Source organism: Leptospira yanagawae serovar Saopaulo str. Sao Paulo = ATCC 700523 (assembly GCF_000332475.2).
GTDB classification, from domain to species: Bacteria; Spirochaetota; Leptospiria; order Leptospirales; family Leptospiraceae; genus Leptospira_A; species Leptospira_A yanagawae.
The window spans coordinates 65955-85647 of record NZ_AOGX02000047.1; the positions used below are offsets into that span (position 1 = coordinate 65955).

Genomic DNA, 19693 nt, shown 5'->3' on the forward strand with positions numbered 1-19693 from the left:
GTCGTGGACGGGTGGTTAGCAGTGGAAAGTAATGTTTGGGATAAGGCTGGTTCCCCACTTTGTTTCGCATCCAAAAAGGAAAACGTGGCTGGCGAAGAATCAAAATCAAATCTTGTAGAAGGATATGAATTAAAAAATCGTTTTAAGTTTTTTTTTGGGTTTCTAATCGGTTGCCATTTAAGACAAGTGAAATCAACTTATCGTTGTTATCGGTTGCAAATTCGGAACTTCTAGTTTGGACTTGGTTTCCATTCCAATAATCGTTTCGGTTGGAAGTTTCTTTATCAGCAAACACCGGCTTTGCGGTATTTTCCAATTTTTTGACTTGGTTTTCCTTTACGGGTGCCAAAACAACAACCCCAAGAAGACCCAATCCAGAAAAAAGTGAAACCAAAAGAGACGTTTGTGGGGAATGCATAAAGAAACTGTAGAAACATATTTCCGAATCCAAAAGGGATGTAAACCTATTTTTAAAATAAGAACATTGAATCTCCATAGGAATAAAAACGAAACTTGTTCTGCAATGCATAACGGTAAGCATTCATCACAAGTCGACTATTTGCAAACGCACTGACTAACAAAAGCAAACTCGATTTCGGTAAGTGGAAGTTTGTGATGAGTCCTTGTACGGATTCTATTTTGTCACCTGGCGACAAAAATATGTCAGTTTGACCCACGCCTACCTTATATTTCTGTTGTTGAGAATCAAATACAGTTTCCAAGACCCGTAAGGAAGTGGTGCCAATCGCAATCACTCGTCGCCCTGCTTTTTTTGCATCGTTCAATCGACTTGCGGTGACTTCCGTAATTTCATACCTTTCCTTGTGAAGGGTTTTAGTTTGCCATTGTTCGGCGGTTAGAGGACGAAATGTCCCATACCCAACTTGGAGTTCTACTGGCAAAAACTCAGCACCGTGATTCTGTAATTCCTTACGTAAGGATTCCGTGAAATGTAGACCTGCAGTGGGAGCTGCAACAGAACCAGATTTTTTGGCAAAAATGGTTTGGTAACGCAGTTTGTCTTCTTCTGTCACATTTCGTTTGAGGTATGGGGGAATTGGGATTGTTCCAAAAATTTCAAAGTCGGAATCAGTCACTGTATTTTCTGAAACTAAAGTGGAGAGTTCTTCCTTTTTTCCTTCATAACGAAAAGAGAAAGATGGGAATCCAACGGGTGTCAATACTTCACCTAATTTAAGTTTGGCTCTATTTTTCAAAATACAAGTCCAGATACGTGATCCATCATCCTCTGCTTCTAAAAAAATCGACTCATGGATGCGACCCGATGTAACTTGCAAATAAACCCTACGATAAGAAACTTTTGTTTCATTATAAACAAATACATCCCCTGGTTTCACCCACTCTCGGATGTCACGGAAAAAGGGAGTTTCCCAAAATCTCTCAGCGGTTTTGTCTACTAATAACAACCGAGATTCATCTCGATTTTTTGCGGGGAAACGAGCAATTTGTTCTTCGGGCAAATGAAAATCAAATTCGTTTAAAAAATCCATGTTGGAATCACCTTAGGAAAACCTTGTCAATTAACCAGAAATATTGGGAATGGTAGGAGAACTATGTGGAAATTTTTTGAAACCATAGAAAGACAAGGGAAATGGATTCTCGGTGTTCTTTTTTTATTTTTATTGGTAAATTCCATCCAAAGGGCGGACCAAAAATCTGACTTTTTGGATTATTACCATGCTAGTGAACGATGGTCCACAGGTGAGAACTTATATCGTTTCGATGTAGCCGAAGAACTACAAACCAAAATCAAAACAACGGAAGATTTGTTTCGCCCAGAGAACTTATCCCTTCTCCTTGCCCTTCAAAATGAAACAGCAACTTACATTTATCCTCCCCTTTTCTCTTTTCTTTTGATCCCCATTACCTATTTATCAGAATCAAATGCGGCATTGGTTTTTGAAGTCATCAGTTGGATTTCGTTAGTATCGATTTTTATCCTGCTTTTCCAAAACAAAGAACTCAATTTAGAAAAATCGAAGTTCCCTTTATCAATTCTCTTGTTAATGTTATTATTCAATTTTCGCTACATTGAAAGCCATATACAGAACAACCAAGTTGGAATTTTCCTCATTTTGCTTGTTTTGGCTTCTCTATTAGTGAAACACGATTCACTCAGCGGTTTTTTACTTGCTCTTGCCGTTAGTATCAAAATCACACCACTAGTTTTTCTTTTTGTGTTCCTTTACGAAAAAAAATTCAAAAGAATCTTCTGGTTTTTTTTGGGACTTATGATCTGGAACGCAATCCCACTTGCTTATAACTTTGATTATACGGTAAAAATGTCCTATGAATGGATAACAGAAATTTTGGGTAATGCATTAAATAATCCATTATTACGTTCCTGGAAAAATAACCAGTCCTTACCTTCTACCTTGGCTAAATATTTTGTTTCTGGTGCTGACTTCATCAACCAACCGATTTACCATTTACCATTTTTTGAATTATCCATCTTTACGTTAAAGAGCATTCAAATGATTTGTATTTTTCTTTTTGGCCTCCCTCTCTTAATGCTTTGGAGGTACAAAAATCAAAAATGGACCATCGTGGCCTTATTGTTTTTAATTTCAGCTTTGTTCAGTGGGATCAGTTGGATTCATAGTTTTATCATCTGCCTTGTTCCAACTTATTACATTCTAAATAATGTTTTAGTTCGTAATCTAAATTCCAAATATGTACTCATTTTGATTTTAAGTTTACCACTTCTCAGCCACAGAACTTTTGTAGGGCAAAAACTAGAATCCTTATTGTCCATGTATTCGATTTTATTTTATACCACAAGTTTACTGTATTTTTATATTGTTAGGTTTGGCCTTTATGAAAACAAAAATCGGAATTGATGTAAGGCCACTTGCTTACGGCATCACGGGGAACTCTCGTTACCTAGCTGAAGTCTTAAAGGTCTTATTGCCAAAACATAAAGACAAGGAATTCTATTTTTTTAGTAACAAAGAAATCCACCCAGTATTTAATGAGTTATTGTCCACTAATGTGCGACTGGTAATTGAAACAAAACCAATACCTGGTCCAATTTACTTAAATTTTATTCTACCAAAACGACTAAAACAAAATGGTATCGAAGTATTTTGGGCCACAATCCAAATGTTACCTATTTTCAAACTTCCAATTCCAAGTTATGTAAACTACCATGACTTAAATTTTATCTCTGCTCCTGATACCATGGCAAAATGGAACTACTGGCAACACAAACTCCTATCGCCAATTACTTTAAAAAATGCAGATAAAATCTTCTGTTTGTCGAAAAATACCATGGAAGAAATTATCCAATTTCGACCAAAATTTAAAAACAAGTGTTTGGTGGTTTATCCTGGAGTATCAAAAACCAAAACGTATCCATCCAAAAACCAAATAAAGTTTCCAAAAGATTTTTTTCTCACAGTAGGAACACTGGAACCACGAAAAAATATCAATCGTTTGGTAGATGCGTTTCTGAATTTCAAAAAAGAAAAACCAAAAGATAAACACTCACTTATCATTATGGGGCGTAAAGGCTGGGGTGAAGAAGGCTCCATTTTATATGAGAAATTAAATGATCCAAAAATCAAATCTTTGGGAGTTCAGTTCATCGAAAACCCAAACGAAAATACACTCACATTGGCGTTTCAATCATGTAAGGTATTTTTTTTCCCTTCTTTGCATGAAGGTTTTGGATTACCATTACTCGAAGCAATGTTAGAAGGAAAACGTTGTGTAGCATCCGATATTCCTGTATTTAAAGAAATTCTTTCAGACAAATGTGATTTATATGTACCACCAAAAGACATTGAACTGTGGACGGAATCATTTCATAAAATGTCTGGGCCACAAAAAAGTCGAAACCCAAAGTTTCCAGCAAAACTATGGACTTGGGAAGAAACATCTAAAAAAATTGAAGGAGTACTTTTCCAATGAAACATTTAAAGAACCTAATCTCTAAATGGAAAGAATCAAAATCCAAAAGAGAAACTGCATATTTTGGAACATCTCTATACGATGAACTTTTTTCAAATCCAATACCATCCATCTTACTTGTGATAGGTGCTTTTTCTTTCTTCTATTTTAGCTTTCCTTACATCCATTACCTAGGACATTTTTTTTATTGGTTTGTAGGGGTTCTCGAGATCACAAAAGTTTTAAAGATCCCCTTCCTTGACGAGGTGAGATACTATCACTACCTTTCCGTTTTTGTTTACTTTTATATTTCTATATCTTTGTTAATTGATATCAGCAAACTCTTAAACCATTGGAATAAACGAACTGTTTTTGTAAAAGGTGAACTATGGCAAATTCGAAATTTCGGACTTGGGAAAGAATTGAGTAAATTCAATCTTAATGAGGATGGACTTGTTTTGACATATGAACATGGTGGACTGAACGATTATTTAGGTTGGAATCGACTGATTTGGAAAAAACAGGAAAAGGTTATATTTAGTACTCCTTTTTTCTTCCCCTTTCGAAAAAACAAAATGATCGTAAATCAAATCTTAAAACGTTAACTAGGTTTTTTTGAAGAAAATATTTGTTATACTTCTACTATTAGGTTTATTCCTATTCCACTTAAGGTATCTTTCTCGTGCCTTTGACTGGGATTCCTGTGTTTACGCCTTAAACATCCAAAAGGATCGAGTGGAATCTGCATTTTTTAACCCACACCATTTGGGATTTGAATCATCAGGACTATTGTATTGGAAAATGCTTCGATCCATTTATCCGACAACAGACATTATGTTTTTTCTCCGATTACGGATCCTTAGTTTTTCATTATTCTTTTTAGGGATATTTATTTGGATCTACTACCGATTGTATAATGACTTTGTTTTGGCTGTTGCCCTTGCATTAGTAATCCAAGTAAGCCAAGCCTTTTGGTTTTATAGCCTTCATAACGACACTCCACTCATCCACTCTTGTTTAATGGCTCTCTTATTTTTACTGACCATTTATTTTTTGAAGAGAGGATTATCACCAAAACACTTAAGCATTTTATGGATCATCCAATTGTTCACCATATATTTTCACCAATCCAATGTAATTCATTTTGGAATGGTGCCAATGGCCATTTTGCTTTCACCAAACAGAAGTTTTGGAATCAAAATGAGAATTATATTCATATACTTAACTTGTTTAGGACTTGCGACAATTTTCTCCTATTTGTTTGTGGGGTTTGTGATCCTCAAAAGAGGATTAGGTCCTGTTGACGAAAAACATTTTTCGTTTTGGATGTTTTTGTATGCCGCAATCAATCGATGGGGGACAAGCCTTGGAGAAGACAAAAACTATGTATTGTACTTTTATCGTGGGATCGGTGATGCTTTCCTTGTTTTCCAAAATGTGATTCCAAAATTTAGGGTGAACCTTTTTGATTTCCAAAACCCAAAGCACCTACCCTATAATTTAAATCTTTTGTTCTGGATTTTTAGTTTGTCTATAGGATTTTTGAATTACCGTACAATGTGGGCTAAATACAAACAAGAAATTCTCGTTTTACTATTTTGGTTATTGCCTTCTATTGCATTTTATACCTGGTGGGAAGGTTATTTTTTTGAATTTTGGGTTGGAACAACAATCGGGTTATGGATATTAAATTCCTATATACTCAGTTCTTTCCGATCGGAATCACTTCCTCGGTTCTCGAATGCAATTTTGCATTCTACTTATACCTTTTTGTTTTTATTTTATTTTCTTACCAATTTTACATTCTCAACTCTTCCAAGATCTATTGGACCAAAATTTGGTTATACAGAAGGAATCCAAGGACCCGTTGAGAAATTAGCAGAAGAATCAATTTACAGATAGGACAAACCATATGTTATTTAATTCCTTTGAATTTTTAGTATTCTTTTTTATCACCATCATCATTGGCAATGTTCTACAAAACAGATGGCAACGTTTGTTTTTTCTGTTAGCGAGTTATTATTTTTACATGGCATGGCAACCATCTTCAATCTCTTGTTCGGAGATGGCTGATTCAGGTTTCAAATTTTATACGGATCGATTGTACTGTGATTTCAAAATAAATCCCTATGTATTGATTTTGATCTTTTCCACATTCATAGATTATTTTGCAGCACGTGCCATAGAAAGAAAAGCAGATGGTGATTCATTACGAGGATGGTTACTTGTATTATCACTTGTTGTGAACATTGGTACCTTAGGTTTCTTTAAGTACACAGACTTTTTACTTGGGCTTATAAACGATATCCATTTGTTTGGTTCATTTCAATTTGCAAAACAAAACATCATTTTACCAGTTGGAATTTCTTTTTATACCTTCCAATCAATGAGTTACACAATCGATGTTTACAATCGTAAAATTGAAGCTCGAAAATCATTTCTCGATTTTGCCTTATATGTAGCTTTTTTTCCACAATTGGTTGCCGGACCAATTGTAAGAGCAGAAACATTTTTTCGAGATCTTGACTACCGATTGAGTGTTCACAAAGAACACATTGAAGCTGCCTTCGCTTTGATTTTAATTGGATTTACTCGAAAAATTGTTTTTGCAGATAACCTTGGCAAGGTAGTAGACTTTACATTTGCTAATTATCAAAATTTAAACTCTATCGAAATTTGGACAGGTGCTTTGGCATTCGGTTGGCAAATTTATTTTGATTTCGCTGGTTATACTGATATTGCGATTGGTGTAGCTCGATTATTTGGTTTCCAATTCAATGCTAACTTCAATTTCCCTATGTCATGCAAAAACATTGCCGACCATTGGTCGAGATGGCACATCTCGTTTTCGACCTGGATTCGAGACTACATTTATATTCCATTAGGTGGATCAAGAGTAAGCGTTTTACTTTATATCCGGAATATTATGATCACTTGGTTGTTTGCAGGTCTCTGGCATGGTGCTGCTTATCATTATGTTGGTTGGGGGGTATGGCAAGGAGTGATGTTACTCACCCATAAGTTTTATGGTGATACAGCTGTTTCGAAATTCCTGAATTCAAAGGGAGGTAAAACATATGATATATTCTCACGGATCTTTACGATGTTTTGTTTGGCATTTGGATTCATCATGTTCCGTGCGGAAACCATGGAAAAAGCAATTCCTATGATGAAAGCCCTTGTTTTTATCAATGAGGCAAATGTTCCCCTAACCCAATGGTCGAATTACCGGTACGGAATCTTACTTGTGATTTGTTTCTCTGCTAGTTATATTTTTTCAAAAAGACAAATCCCTACTCTACTCACAGGCAATTGGCTTAAATATTCCATCTTTGTCATTGTGAACATTTTGTTATTACTTTTATTTGGAGTCACAGAAAGTCAGAATTTTCTATACTTTCAATTTTAACCATGAATTTAGCCAAAGAAACTTTATTATTCTTTAAAGACAAAAAAATCATTACAGTGGTTTTCTTTTTATTCGTATTTGAAACCATCCTTCAACTCGGGGCATACAAGTCTTATCTCAAAAAGAATTCATATGCTTCCAATATCAATCGCGTCACGGAACATGTGACCAGTCATAAAAACGAATTAAATCCCAATATTTTAATTGTTGGAACATCCGTTGCATTTGAAGGCATCAGCGTTCGTATCTTAAACGAAAAATTAGCACCGCTCGGTTGGAAAACACAATCCATTGCAATTAGAGGTTCCGAACTTATCGTACAACATCGAATTCTAGAAGAATATTTAGATGAATTTCCTGATGTTAAAATCATCCTTCATGTGATGGAACCGGGAATGCCTTGGGTTGACAGAAAAAATGCGGTAGAACCAACACTTGCCATGTTATCCGAATTGGGAAATTTTAAAGCAATCCCAACTTTACATGAGTTTGAATATGATCTTGATATCTCAAATTATCTTTTCCTTCTATTCAAATCGATTGCCTACAGAAAAGATATGTCTGATCTAGTGATCAATTTTAATGAAAGAATTAAATCCATAGCAAGAAACAATAAAAATCCAAACTTAAACCCTTGGGACTATGAAAACGATCATCCAGAATCAATAGATGAATACAATCTTACGAGTATTGATGATTGTCTAAACCGTTTGGCACTACACTTACCGATCACAATTCCCAAAGGGTCAAACCAAGATCATAGACGAATGTTATTTGAAACATGTAATGTAGCTGCGGTGGTTCCAAAAGATACTGGTTCAACGGAAAGCACAAATAGATATTTTCGCCGCCTAACAAAAATGTATGATTTTATTGGCAAAAGAAAAATTCATATTTATAATATATTTGCTCCTTATTCAGATGTAATCAGAAAAACCAATGATGAAAACCGAATGAAAGTTTGGTATGATGGATTAACTAATTCCCTAAATACTCACCAAAAACTAGATGCAATTGACTTACAAGACTCACTTGGGCAAAAAAATGGTGAATACTGTTTTGATTTAATCCATTTAAATGAAAAAGGTATGATTCAATTTTCCAATGTGTTAGCAAAGGAATTGGAGAAAAAACTTGGGAAACAATAATCTTACACTCAATGACTTACAATCAGAGGTAGACCAATGGATCAAAACAATAGGTGTCCGTTACTTTTCCGAATTAACAAATTTAGCGATCCTGATGGAAGAAGTTGGTGAACTCTCGAGGCTGATGTCGAGGAAGTACGGTGATCAGTCCTTTAAAAAAGGCGAAACGGCAGATAATATTCCCAATGAAATAGGAGATATCCTTTTCGTATTAACGTGCCTTGCAAACCAAATGGGAATTTCTCTGGAAGATGCCATCGTTGCAACCATTCAAAAAAATACAAATCGAGACCTAACTCGGCACAAAAACAATCCAAAACTGTAATTCTTCTGATTTAAACGTTTAACTCTAAAATTGGGATACCTGCTTCCTTACGAATTGCATTCCAATATGCTTGTAAATGTGCAGGGTGTGAGTTCATATCCGAAATACAATATTCGAATTTTTCCTTAAAGATCGGATCGTTTTCTAAATACATTTGGTAATGTTGAAAATCAACTAACATTGATTTAAAAAACTTCTTTTGGCCTAAAAAGTCATAATCTTCCCTAAAAAACATATAAGCATGCGCCAAATCATGTAACAAATGTTCAAATGCATCACGCTTCCCTTCCACCAACTTTCCCGAAATAGCTTCCTCCCAACAAATTGTCGCAAAACGAATTCCTTGGCTTTGAGTTTGCAACATCTCAAGTGATGTCGGATTATAATCAATGAGTCGGATATCCCACTCATTTAGATGCCACTTCCACAGTGCATAACGCACGGTATCTGGCATTCCGTAAAATCGGACTACTTCTAAAAAATCATTCACATACTCTCGATTTGGAAGTTTTTTGCCCATCCTTAAAAAGGGATGTTTTTTCACTCTCCTTTCAAGGTATAACAAAATGATATGAAATGCTACATCACATTCAGAAATGGTTTTTTCATAATAACCACTTTGAATTCTCAGCAAATCTGCTTTTAAAATTTCAGCTTCTGATCGTAATTCTGATTCCGGGATACAAATTTTTTTAAAAGAACCATAAATTCTACCCTTATCGTGCGGCATGTTTATTCTGTTAGACCATAAAAGTCAGTACCATGGTGGAACATACCTCCCAATTCACCACCTAGGAAAAACAAAGTTCCATCAGAAAATTTCACTCCACTATGTTTCGAGATACTATTTCTAGCCATTCCCATATCATAAAAACTATTACTTTTACCATAATCTAATTTTTCGATAGTTCGACTTGGTTCACTTGTATTGTATCGGTAAGCACCACCGTAAAAAAGAATCCCACCATCTGGTAATTCCTGTGCAATACTCCACTCTCTTCGGTAAACTGAATTTGCAATTGTTATAATACGATTTTTAGTCACATCAAATAACATGGTAGCATTACTTAAGTTGGATAACTGAGCACCATATATCAACACGTTTCCGTCACTTAATTTTAAACATTTTAAAGCTCCCACCGCAATCGGTAAGTTAGGTCCTACAGAAAATGTTTCCGTTGATGGATTAAAAAATTCTGTTGTATCCATAGGAGCATATATTCCATTGGTTCCACCTACCACAAATACGCGGCCATCGTTTAGCAAAACAGAACAAAAAAATGACCTTGGGCTTTGCATTCGATTTGGCAATTCAGTAAATGTTTCCGTACTTGGATCATATATTTCGGCAGAATTGAGAGTGATAAAATGTGATCCAGGAAAAACTTGACTTATCCCACCAAGCACTAATACCTTACCATCTGATAACTTAACGATATTATGCTCTCCACGAATTTGATTCATGTTTCCTGTCGGTAAAAATGAAGTTGTTTCGGTATCAAAAATATAACTATCACTCAAAGATAAATAGGTATAAGGAGGGAATCCTCCTGTGATAAGAAGTTTTTTCCCATCCAACATCACTCCTCTCTCACCTTTACCAATGCTAGGCAAACTCGGATTGGTTAAAATAAAACTTGTTGCTCCCTTTCTTAATATTTCAGCAGATGAATTGTATCCATAAATTGCGATGACATCTCCATTTTGATTTTGGAATGCTTCAAATTCAGCCCGACCCTGATGAAGTTCTGGACCTTTCACTAAACCAATCAATCTAACTGTTGTAGAATTCGTTACAGAATTCTGGGCTTTATCTTTTGATTCTTGGAATGAAAAGATAAGAGTTCCTGGTCCATTGGAGATAAAATTGGTTTCGAAATAAACGCGAAAACTAGAGTCGTTAATGCGTTGGATGGAACGAATCACAATATAGGATGCTAATGTTCCACTCAGTGTCGGAGGAGAAAATTGAGAGAGTGGTTCTGAACTTGTGAAATCCCAATACCTCTCTGAAAAAAATGTATAATCCGTAATTGGTAAATAATTGGAAAGACTGACAATTGGTAATTGTGTATCTATGATGATTGGGATCGTATCTTTTTCTAACGTTTCACCAAACCCCGAAACAACACTCTGTAATTGTAAATCATACTTACCATCAGATAATAAAGTGTCAAATTGGACTAATAACTGGTCATTCCCCAATTGCGTAAATGTGATATTATTGAATGTTGTCTCATTGATTGATGTTAAAAATTCTGTATCAACTTTCGCCAGTTCCCGATTACACTTGAGTAAAATTTGATCAATGTTTCCAAATGCTTTTGTATTAGAGCGTTCTGAACATGAAAAACTATCATTAGAAAATGAAGAACTTAAAAGTATACTCGTCATCGTTTTTGGATCAAAAACATTTTTAAATTCTGCTTGGACCATACATCCAATAAACGATGAGAAAAAAAGAAGGATCAGTTTATTCAAAACTATACTCCTCCGTATTGGCAACGATGGCACCAATTCGCCCACCCAAAATCATTCCACCTCCAGTGGAAGTAAAAGGCAAATCACAACCTTCCCAACGGGCATTCAATGATCTACCAGTTAGATAAAAACGTTGGCTTGATTCTGACCAAGATTCCGTATCCAAAATGGAATCAAACGTATTCCCATTGATGGTTCGGTATTCCAATCCTCCTGCAATCATAATCTGATCTTTACCGTAAGGGAAAACAAAAGAAGATCCCCACTCTCTTCCAAACAGTAAATTTTTATGGTCACGAATTGTATCTGAGATCGGATTATAGATTTGTGCCCTTAAAATTGGTTGCCCATCGTTAAACCTAGAACTGATTCCACCTAAAATTAATACTTCACCTGTTGAAAGATTGTGTGCGAAGTGATTGAACCTTCGTGTGATTTTTGCATTGGAAGTCGTAATCGTTTTTGTGTTGGTATCATAAATTTCAATTGAATCTACTGAGCGTATGAAATGATCGTTAACCCCAACGCCAGTTACATCAGATCTCTCACCGCCTGAAATCACCACCTTACCCGCATTTGCTGCTAATACCTGAGCATGTTTTGACCTTGATTCGGAAAGGTGGCCTACGCTTTCTACAGTCATTGCCATCGGATCCGGAGTTACATGGATGAGCTCTACTTCTGATACCGTTTGAAAAGGTCCAAATGGATTGATACCACCTACTACAAGAACATTCCCATCAGGAAGGACTGTCATTTTATGGAATTGTCTTGGAGAATGGAGAGAGGGACCTTCTGTCCAAGTGTTTGTATTTGGATCGAATACTTCTATTGATGCTAAGCCAACATTGGTTCCTGGTCCAACCAATGCACCAAAACCCCCAGATACGAGCACTCGACCATCCAATAATTTTACAATTGCAAACTCTTGCCTTCGATAATCCATGTCGGGGCCAAACGTGAACTCCTTTGTAACAGAATTATAATATTCCATACTACTCAAAGTCCCATTTCCATTTACTAGAACCCCACTTTTTACCCTACCTCCTAACACAATTTTACGACCATCATCCAATTCTACGGCCCCACAGGACCTTCTGGATAAATTCATATTTGGCCCGCTTTTAAATGCGAAAACTTGCACAGGGACCATTACTGTCCCTTCTGTATTTGATGCTTTATCTTTGACTCCATCTAAACTAATCGTTAGGATACCGCCATTTGCATTTGGATTTCCAGCAAATAACAACCTTATATTCCTATCCGTTACAATCACATCAGAAACTACTAAACTATTCTTTGCATTCCCAGATAAGGAAATTTGAGATAAATTCCCTTCCCAAACGATTTCTTCATTGGCCTCAATGTCCAAAAATCCTGTTTGTAATTCTGAAATATCAATTCCATTCCCTGTTTTTAATTGCAAAAGAGGTGGATTTGCATCTATTTCAAATTCAAACGTTTCAGGATTCACTAAAAGTGATTCATTTAAATAATAATCCTTCAGATTCAAAGTGAATTTACCATTTGTAACTGTAGGATTCATTCTCACTTCATATAAAAACTTACTTCTTGCTATGACTTGTTTGATAGGATTGATGTTTGTATTTTTGATTGGAAGTTGTAACCCATTGGTCGTTGTTGTGAAATCATGGTTTGTAGAAATGAATAAAGTTCCTCCCGGTTGGACTTTATTGGAAGAAAATTCCATTCGAACAACTCGATCGGCGCCTAACATAAGTAGGCCTAAGTTCACAGGTGAATTAGGGTCAAAATGATTTGATCCAGTTGGTATCTCACAAGAGCATAGGAAAACCAAAAAGAGCAATTCTTTAATCTTTCCCATACAACTCTACCCTTGTATCGAGATTCGCAGAATCTCCAAAAATCGCGATTCCCTTAGTGGTTTGGATTGCAGAATGATCTGACCTCGGCAACATCATTGTATCAACGATAAAATTTTTCCGTTCAAAATGATCATACAATTCTAAAATTCCTGATTTGTAATACGTATCCACGCCACCTGTATAAAACACTTGTTCATTAGAAAATTGAGCAATGCCACTTCCGTTTTTAAAACGACTCGTAAAACCCAATGATGTTGTGGTTGCATTTTTCTCATTCCATGATTCAATTGCTTTTGTGCCTGTGGCTTCTCTGATAGTCCCACCAAACAGTACGTAATCGGAATTGGGCATCTTTACATATGTTACATTTGCCCTACCTGTTGGGAAAACACCCGTCAACATTTGCATTGAGAAAGTATTTGTGTCGATGCTAAACACTCTGCTTGAGAACAATGCGTATTGGTCTTGTCTATCTCTTCCTCCAAAATATAAAACCCTCGAATTAATTTCATCATACTCTGCCGTATGGAAATGAATCCCTATCGAAAAATCAGAAGAACCTCCTATGATTGTGGATGTAAATTGGCTCAATGAAATGTATTCATGATCGTTTGCAATGGCACTTGGATCATCTCCAACTTTGAATTGACCACCCGAAACCAATAAATCGCCAGTATTCAAACATACCATAACATGACCATGACGAGGTTTTTGCATAACGATCGGCAATTCATCGACAGTTTTCTGCAATGGGTCGATAAGAAAAATTCGATCGGATATATCAGAATTTATTGTTGGTTTTCCAACTTTTGATTTGCCACCAGACACTACTACCTTACCATTATTGAATCTACATACTGACAACCCCATTAAACTTTGATTTAATGGTGGCAATAACTCTGTTGATCCTGTTTCAGGATTCCAAATCTCTACTGTTGGAACTGTATTACCACTTGGATTCACACCTCCGACCAAAAGAATCTTTCCATCCGATAATTTGGCAGTAGTGATATAACCTTTTGCTTCCGAAATTGAGCCGAAGTATCTAGGATAAGGGAATCGAAATGTAAGTTGTTTGCCTAAAAATTCATACTCTTTTAAATCTTTGGGACGAGTGATGGTTATGGTAACAGGTTCACGCCATTCAGAACGAGATGATACTGAAAATAAAACTCTTAATTTTTTTTCAGAAAGTGGGTATACATCACGTAATATTAAATCATTTTGATACGGATTTGAGATTTGGAAATCTGACTTTGAAAAAAAGCTGGAAACTGGTTCACTTAAATTTAAATCCAAATATTCAGTTTTAACAAAGGTAGGATAATCACTTTCTAAATATCTTGTAGTGATTTTGACATAGACACCATTCAAGATTCCGAATATAACAGATGCAGTACCACCCAATAAAGACTTTGGATCATAAATATTGTCTTTTGGAGCATTCACTCTGCAATGTAGTAATACTAAAAGTAAAAGGATCTTAAAACCTAAGTGCATAACCAACCTTTCCAATTCGATTGATTCCCATATACCCTTGGTTTTCCATGTCCAAATCCAAAAACACACCTGTTTTTTCCTTAGGATTTGGTCCTAACAAATAAAAATCAAACACATTTGCTGACCAAAGGAATACCAAAACCGTTAATGCCTGAGACAAACTCGTACGAGACGATTCCATCCGTTGTCGATAAGGTTCTATTAATAGATAATTGAATACAATTGTCTCGGATACTCGGGCATTAGGAGGAATCCCAATCGCGGATTCATATGCTTCTTTGTCAGAACGATATTGATTGAACTGGTAACCAGCGTACAATAAACCCAAAGTAAAAATTGACATATAAACTTTTCCCTTTTCTTCCTGACCTCTGGCATACTGCCCCCAACCTGGATACAAAAACGAACGGAAAGCATATGTCGGGTTGTATGGATTAAACATTGGAGCATCTGCCAGTGATGTGTCAGGGTTCACCGCATAAGTTAAAATTGTATCTTCAGATTTTTCTGCGTATTCCTTTGTATATGGTTTTTGAATCTTTTGATTTTCTTTTGACCACTCCTTCATGGCTTGGATTACATAGTTGGATAATTCAGAATATGTTACTTCTCCATTATAATTAGAGTCCGCACGCCCTTCTAATCCATAAATCAAATATTTTGTAAAAATTCCATAACCTGATTTTGGATCTTCAAAACTTGAATATCCAACTTTCGTTGAATAGAATACAGATACGATTTCACTGTCTTTGAATTGCACAGTCTCTAAATACTTACGTCCTACATCACCTTTACTATCTTCAGGATTACGACAAGCATCGATAAAAAAAACTACTCGTTTCAGTTGGAAACGCCTCGTCATTTCTAACAATTGTTCTACTGCAATTCCAGTTTCGAATGGATTTTGTGGATTGGCATCTTCTGGAAGTAAATATACCTTATCATTATAGTCCACAACACCATGACCAGAAAAATAAAATACAACAAGATCATCCGGTTTTGTTTCTTCTAACAATGATTCAAATTGTGAGATGATGTTGTTTTTCGTTGGGGTAGATTTGGTAGAACCTTCTTGTAATAACGTTTGGATACGATTATAAGAACCGTAACTAAACAAAATTTTGGTCATTCCTAGTGCATCATTTTTTGCTGTTTTTAAATTTGCTAAACTTAAATCTTTGTATTCGCTCACTCCCACAACAAACCCAAAACGTTTACTTACTGTTTCAGCAAACAAAAATAGTGGTTGTATTAGAAGAAAGAATATTAGGATTTTAAATTTCATTGAAATGGTTTAATTGATCGCTAATTCCTGTGCTTGGTTTTCCAAACTTACAGTATTATCTCCAATTTTCCTAGCATTTAATACAACGTGACGATTGATTTCTTCCATCTGATTCACTACAGAAATCATTTGTTCCTTGTCTTGGTCTAATATTTTTGATTCTTGGTCGAGAACCTTTGAAATGGAATCAATCATTTCGATTGATTCTAAAACTTCGTTATTCAAATCTTTTTGTGTATTAATTTTCTTTGTGGCCGAGTCCATCACATCACTTAACACCGCATATTTATTTTGCAATGTATCGGTTTGGTTCAGGGCAACCGAAGCAAGTTCTGTCCCTTCTTGTATAAATCGATTTGAATTATTGATAATCTTCTTGATTTTTGTAGCATTTTCATTGGAGTTTTCTGCAAGTTTTGCAACTTCCTGCGCCACTACGGCAAATCCTCTTCCATGTTCACCAGCTCTTGCTGCCTCAATAGACGCGTTCAGTGCTAATAAATTTGTTCTGTCTGCAATCTCTGCCATTATATCATTCACTTCACTCACTTCTTTTTGTGAAAGATTGATGGAACGCAATCTTTCTTCTAAATTTTTTACCGTTTGAGAAAGAACTGTACTTCTTTCTTGGAAATCACTCATATTTGAGTTTAACTCTTCTACTGCTTTTCCTATCTCAACTATATTGAGTTTTAGTGAATCTGATTTATGATTTAAATGAGTAATTTGATTGTGTTGTTTCCCAATATTTTCCACAGAAGTTTGGATACTTCCTGAAAATGATGAAACAAATTCTGTTAGCTCACCAATGGATTTGTCTTGGGATTCAATTTGTCCATTAAAATCAATTGTTAACTCACGAATATTTTTTAAAGTTACAAATAGTTCCGATCCAATTCGTTTTAAATCTCGATTAAGACTATCAGCGTTGGACCTTTCTTCTTCCGCTTGTTTATGTTTTTCTTCTGATTCATTTTTAATTTCATTTAGCAAATTCAAAACTGCCGATGTAAGGTAACCAAAACAAATCAGAAATAATATTTTAAATACTTCATTTGAAATCCCTACCGTTCCTTTTTCACTTTGGATACCTTCCGCTTCTCGAAAGGACACACCTTGGCCATATGCAATCACCAATAACACCACCAAACAAAAAGCGGAATAAAAAGTGCTCATGAGCAAAGTTCGTTTCGAAAATAAAAATGCAGAGTACACTACATAAAAATAATATAATACATAAAGTGTGGGTGATTTGATCAAATCTGCAGCAACAGTACTCCCTCCCATTAACCCAGAAGCAGTTACGGCGAATAGAACTGTGATATCCAAAAGAATTAACAGTTTGGGAAAAAATACATTCAGACGACCTTTTTTGAATAGGTAAGCCTGCAAACCTCCGTACAAAAACATACAAGTGATCCCAACGAGATAACTCGTAGTTTGCAGGGTCGTGGACGTTTTGAACGATCCCAAAGTCGCAATGATATAAAAACCTGCGAGCAAAAACCTCACCCGGTTGACATACACAGGCCCAAGTTCTAACCAATTTTTTTTGTTTTTGATCAATTCTTCTGAAGGTTTCGGCATAGGTTGATCCTCTATATACCAAAGTGATTGGAAAGTGATTTTCTTTTTTCACAGAGTGTAAAAGAATCCTGGTTGACAAATTTTAGTTTAATATTAAACTATTTGATATGGAAGCAACAAACCCAAACAAAACCACAGTTCAAAAGAAATTCTACCCATCAAACGAACGCGGGCATGTCAATTTTGGTTGGTTGGATAGCCATCACTCCTTCAGTTTTGGCCATTGGTACCACCCCGAAAAAACCAATTTTGGTGCACTCCGTGTTTTGAATGACGATATTGTAGAACCAAGTATGGGATTTGGCACTCACCCCCACCAAAATATGGAGATCGTATCCATCCCTTTATTTGGGGAACTTGCGCATAAAGATAGTACAGGTACGAATGGTATCATCAAAACTGGAGATGTGCAGATTATGTCTGCAGGATCTGGAATCCAACATTCGGAATTCAATCATAGTTCAGAGAAAAAAGTGAATTTCTTGCAGATCTGGATTCTACCAAAAGTGGCGAATATCCAACCGAGGTATGACCAAAAATCTTTCCAGGAAGCAGGGAGAGTGAACAGGTTCCAAACTGTTGTTTCACCCATTGACGAAGAAGCTGTTTGGATCAACCAAGACGCCTACTTTTCTTTGGCAACGTTGGAACCAAATCATACTCTTTCATACAAAGTGCATGCGCCGAACCAAGGGATTTATGTCTTCCTCATTCATGGAAAACTAACAGCAGAAGGGACAACATTAGAACGCCGGGATGCAGTTGGACTTTGGGGGATTGATGAATATCATTTTGAAGCTTCTGTGAAATCAGAATTCCTTGTGATAGAAATTCCCATGAAGTGAAAGATTCCACTGGATCCAATCAAATGAAGGACCAACGGAAAGAGTGATGTGTGCATGTGGCAAACCACTTGGAACAATTGGTCCTTCTTCCCCTTAGAAACAATTCCATAGATTGGTATGGTATCGATCTATGGAATTTAATTCCACACACTTGGTAAAATTTTATTTCCGATCACGAGACCCAAGCCATAATCAATTTTTACATTGAGTGTAAATTTTCTCTACTTCAGATTCGCCTCAAGTGGTATTCGCTATCGATCGTATTTCTTTATCTATATGGCTCTCTCTATACTTCTATTGACTGTGTCTGAAATTTTACACTAGAGGCAAATGGTTCTGCCAAACAAAGCATCCAATCAGAAATGGCGAAATGGAAAACACCAGACCACCAACTCCTCCATTCCTTTAATGTCTTTTCTGGAATCCTTGCGACGAAAAATGAATCGTCTCAAAATTCACGTTAATGCACCCCAACAAATGAGAAAAATGAATTGCATTTGAATTTTCGGATCCTGATGCAAAGTTTCTAGGCAAAACTTCATTCCAATGGACGGTACATTTTTCCCATCATACGTATTTTTTTTCGTGTATTTTTATTCGCGAATTATTTTTTTGTATTTTTAGGGCTCCCGTATCGAATCTGGGACTCCCAAGGAGAATCCAATGAAAGGTTTTAGGTTTTTTATCAGTTTCTTTTTCTTCTCCATTACAACACAACTAATGGCGGAGAGCAATCACGCAGGTCTACCAGCAAAAGAAGCATTGCAACGATTGGTAGAAGGCAATCTAAGATTTGTGCAAGGGAAATCAATTCGCCCAAACCAAACAGTGGAACGAATCAAAGAAGTTTCCAAAAAACAAAATCCGTTTGCGACAATCGTAGGTTGTTCTGATTCAAGAGTTCCGAATGAAATTGTGTTCGACCAAGGCCTTGGAGACCTTTTTATCTTACGAACTGCGGGTCAAGTTTCCACCTATGCATCTTGGGGTTCTATTGAATTCTCAGTCGCTGTTCTTGGCGTGAATCTGATCGTTGTACTTGGACATTCCAGTTGTGGCGCTGTGGGTGCTGCGTGTAAAGCCGATGAAGTTCCGGGACACATCATTGCTCTCACAAATGCCATCAAACCCGCCGCAGAGAAAGCCAAACATTTGGAAGGTGATTTTTTAGATAATGCAGTCAAAACAAATGTAGCATTACAAGTTGTATCACTTCGCAAACTAGATCCAATCATTTCGAAATACTATAACAAAGGCCAATTACAAATTGTTGGTGCAGTTTACGATTTGGAAACTGGTAAAGTGAATTTTCTGACAGAAGAATTTATTACTTCTATTACTAAATAGGAAATAC

At 36.1% G+C, this 19693-nt stretch carries 17 protein-coding genes; 9 read left to right on the forward strand and 8 right to left on the reverse strand.

Annotated elements, in window-relative coordinates; genetic code table 11:
• Positions 1–142 precede the first annotated feature (142 nt).
• Both LEP1GSC202_RS20315 and queA read right to left on the reverse strand, forming a co-directional pair.
• Positions 143–418 (reverse strand): hypothetical protein, encoded by a 276-nt coding sequence (locus tag LEP1GSC202_RS20315; RefSeq protein WP_015679327.1) that lies wholly within the window; start codon positions 416–418, stop codon positions 143–145.
• Between the two features lie 52 nt (positions 419–470).
• Positions 471–1511, reverse strand: a complete 1041-nt coding sequence (queA, locus tag LEP1GSC202_RS18390) for a tRNA preQ1(34) S-adenosylmethionine ribosyltransferase-isomerase QueA (RefSeq protein ID WP_015679299.1) — start codon at positions 1509–1511, stop codon at positions 471–473.
• A gap of 63 nt (positions 1512–1574) precedes the next feature.
• On the opposite strand from queA, the gene LEP1GSC202_RS18395 reads away from it, so the two are divergent.
• The 7 genes from LEP1GSC202_RS18395 to LEP1GSC202_RS18425 are packed head-to-tail and all read left to right on the forward strand — an operon-like array spanning position 1575 to position 8794.
• On the forward strand, positions 1575–2861 hold the full coding sequence (locus LEP1GSC202_RS18395) for a glycosyltransferase family 87 protein (protein ID WP_015679224.1): 1287 nt from the start codon (positions 1575–1577) through the stop codon (positions 2859–2861).
• On the forward strand, positions 2839–3933 hold the full coding sequence (locus tag LEP1GSC202_RS18400; protein WP_015679337.1) for a glycosyltransferase family 4 protein: 1095 nt from the start codon (positions 2839–2841) through the stop codon (positions 3931–3933). Before LEP1GSC202_RS18395 ends, LEP1GSC202_RS18400 begins: the two co-directional genes overlap by 23 nt.
• On the forward strand, positions 3930–4517 hold the full coding sequence (locus LEP1GSC202_RS18405) for an LIMLP_18675 family protein (RefSeq protein ID WP_015679255.1): 588 nt from the start codon (positions 3930–3932) through the stop codon (positions 4515–4517). Before LEP1GSC202_RS18400 ends, LEP1GSC202_RS18405 begins: the two co-directional genes overlap by 4 nt.
• A 10-nt stretch (positions 4518–4527) precedes the next feature.
• Positions 4528–5814, forward strand: coding sequence for a hypothetical protein (locus LEP1GSC202_RS18410; protein WP_015679219.1), 1287 nt, complete (start codon positions 4528–4530; stop codon positions 5812–5814).
• Between the two features lie 10 nt (positions 5815–5824).
• The gene (locus tag LEP1GSC202_RS18415) at positions 5825–7321 is read left to right on the forward strand and encodes an MBOAT family O-acyltransferase (RefSeq protein WP_015679431.1); all 1497 of its coding nucleotides are present in this window, start codon (positions 5825–5827) and stop codon (positions 7319–7321) included.
• Positions 7322–7323: 2 nt separating this feature from the next.
• On the forward strand, positions 7324–8469 hold the full coding sequence (locus tag LEP1GSC202_RS18420) for a hypothetical protein (RefSeq protein ID WP_015679368.1): 1146 nt from the start codon (positions 7324–7326) through the stop codon (positions 8467–8469).
• Positions 8456–8794 carry a nucleotide pyrophosphohydrolase gene (locus LEP1GSC202_RS18425; protein WP_015679301.1) on the forward strand — a complete coding sequence of 113 codons (339 nt, stop codon included), beginning with the start codon at positions 8456–8458 and terminating at the stop codon, positions 8792–8794. Before LEP1GSC202_RS18420 ends, LEP1GSC202_RS18425 begins: the two co-directional genes overlap by 14 nt.
• A gap of 10 nt (positions 8795–8804) precedes the next feature.
• Here the strand turns inward: LEP1GSC202_RS18425 and LEP1GSC202_RS18430 are convergent, their stop codons facing one another.
• Genes LEP1GSC202_RS18430 through LEP1GSC202_RS18455 form a run of 6 tightly spaced genes read right to left on the reverse strand, consistent with a single transcriptional unit; the run spans position 8805 to position 17494 of the window.
• On the reverse strand, positions 8805–9524 hold the full coding sequence (locus tag LEP1GSC202_RS18430) for a hypothetical protein (RefSeq protein ID WP_015679265.1): 720 nt from the start codon (positions 9522–9524) through the stop codon (positions 8805–8807).
• 2 nt (positions 9525–9526) lie between these two features.
• Positions 9527–11275, reverse strand: coding sequence for a Kelch repeat-containing protein (locus tag LEP1GSC202_RS18435; RefSeq protein ID WP_015679357.1), 1749 nt, complete (start codon positions 11273–11275; stop codon positions 9527–9529).
• Positions 11268–13121 (reverse strand): Kelch repeat-containing protein, encoded by a 1854-nt coding sequence (locus LEP1GSC202_RS18440; protein ID WP_039929541.1) that lies wholly within the window; start codon positions 13119–13121, stop codon positions 11268–11270. Before LEP1GSC202_RS18440 ends, LEP1GSC202_RS18435 begins: the two co-directional genes overlap by 8 nt.
• Positions 13108–14622 carry a Kelch repeat-containing protein gene (locus LEP1GSC202_RS18445; RefSeq protein WP_015679405.1) on the reverse strand — a complete coding sequence of 505 codons (1515 nt, stop codon included), beginning with the start codon at positions 14620–14622 and terminating at the stop codon, positions 13108–13110. The genes LEP1GSC202_RS18440 and LEP1GSC202_RS18445 overlap by 14 nt, the downstream gene beginning before the upstream one ends.
• The gene (locus LEP1GSC202_RS18450; protein WP_039929546.1) at positions 14606–15907 is read right to left on the reverse strand and encodes a caspase family protein; all 1302 of its coding nucleotides are present in this window, start codon (positions 15905–15907) and stop codon (positions 14606–14608) included. Before LEP1GSC202_RS18450 ends, LEP1GSC202_RS18445 begins: the two co-directional genes overlap by 17 nt.
• 9 nt (positions 15908–15916) lie before the next feature.
• Complete coding sequence (locus tag LEP1GSC202_RS18455) at positions 15917–17494, reverse strand: methyl-accepting chemotaxis protein (RefSeq protein ID WP_015679325.1); 1578 nt, start codon at positions 17492–17494, stop codon at positions 15917–15919.
• 107 nt (positions 17495–17601) lie between these two features.
• On the opposite strand from LEP1GSC202_RS18455, the gene LEP1GSC202_RS18460 reads away from it, so the two are divergent.
• Positions 17602–18339 carry a pirin family protein gene (locus LEP1GSC202_RS18460; protein WP_015679249.1) on the forward strand — a complete coding sequence of 246 codons (738 nt, stop codon included), beginning with the start codon at positions 17602–17604 and terminating at the stop codon, positions 18337–18339.
• 663 nt (positions 18340–19002) lie between these two features.
• Entirely contained in the window at positions 19003–19686 is a 684-nt protein-coding gene (locus LEP1GSC202_RS18465) for a carbonic anhydrase (protein WP_015679293.1), read from the forward strand.
• Positions 19687–19693: the final 7 nt, after the last annotated feature.

Excerpts from the sequence above, each read along its gene's own strand:
- LEP1GSC202_RS20315 (WP_015679327.1), bottom strand. The coding sequence starts at position 418 with ATGCATTCCCCACAAACGTCTCTTTTGGTTTCACTTTTTTCTGGATTG.
- queA (WP_015679299.1), bottom strand. The coding sequence starts at position 1,511 with ATGGATTTTTTAAACGAATTTGATTTTCATTTGCCCGAAGAACAAATT.
- LEP1GSC202_RS18395 (WP_015679224.1), top strand. The coding sequence starts at position 1,575 with ATGTGGAAATTTTTTGAAACCATAGAAAGACAAGGGAAATGGATTCTC.
- LEP1GSC202_RS18400 (WP_015679337.1), top strand. The coding sequence starts at position 2,839 with ATGAAAACAAAAATCGGAATTGATGTAAGGCCACTTGCTTACGGCATC.
- LEP1GSC202_RS18405 (WP_015679255.1), top strand. The coding sequence starts at position 3,930 with ATGAAACATTTAAAGAACCTAATCTCTAAATGGAAAGAATCAAAATCC.
- LEP1GSC202_RS18415 (WP_015679431.1), top strand. The coding sequence starts at position 5,825 with ATGTTATTTAATTCCTTTGAATTTTTAGTATTCTTTTTTATCACCATC.
- LEP1GSC202_RS18420 (WP_015679368.1), top strand. The coding sequence starts at position 7,324 with ATGAATTTAGCCAAAGAAACTTTATTATTCTTTAAAGACAAAAAAATC.
- LEP1GSC202_RS18430 (WP_015679265.1), bottom strand. The coding sequence starts at position 9,524 with ATGCCGCACGATAAGGGTAGAATTTATGGTTCTTTTAAAAAAATTTGT.
- LEP1GSC202_RS18440 (WP_039929541.1), bottom strand. The coding sequence starts at position 13,121 with ATGGGAAAGATTAAAGAATTGCTCTTTTTGGTTTTCCTATGCTCTTGT.
- LEP1GSC202_RS18445 (WP_015679405.1), bottom strand. The coding sequence starts at position 14,622 with ATGCACTTAGGTTTTAAGATCCTTTTACTTTTAGTATTACTACATTGC.
- LEP1GSC202_RS18450 (WP_039929546.1), bottom strand. The coding sequence starts at position 15,907 with ATGAAATTTAAAATCCTAATATTCTTTCTTCTAATACAACCACTATTT.
- LEP1GSC202_RS18455 (WP_015679325.1), bottom strand. The coding sequence starts at position 17,494 with ATGCCGAAACCTTCAGAAGAATTGATCAAAAACAAAAAAAATTGGTTA.
- LEP1GSC202_RS18460 (WP_015679249.1), top strand. The coding sequence starts at position 17,602 with ATGGAAGCAACAAACCCAAACAAAACCACAGTTCAAAAGAAATTCTAC.
- LEP1GSC202_RS18465 (WP_015679293.1), top strand. The coding sequence starts at position 19,003 with ATGAAAGGTTTTAGGTTTTTTATCAGTTTCTTTTTCTTCTCCATTACA.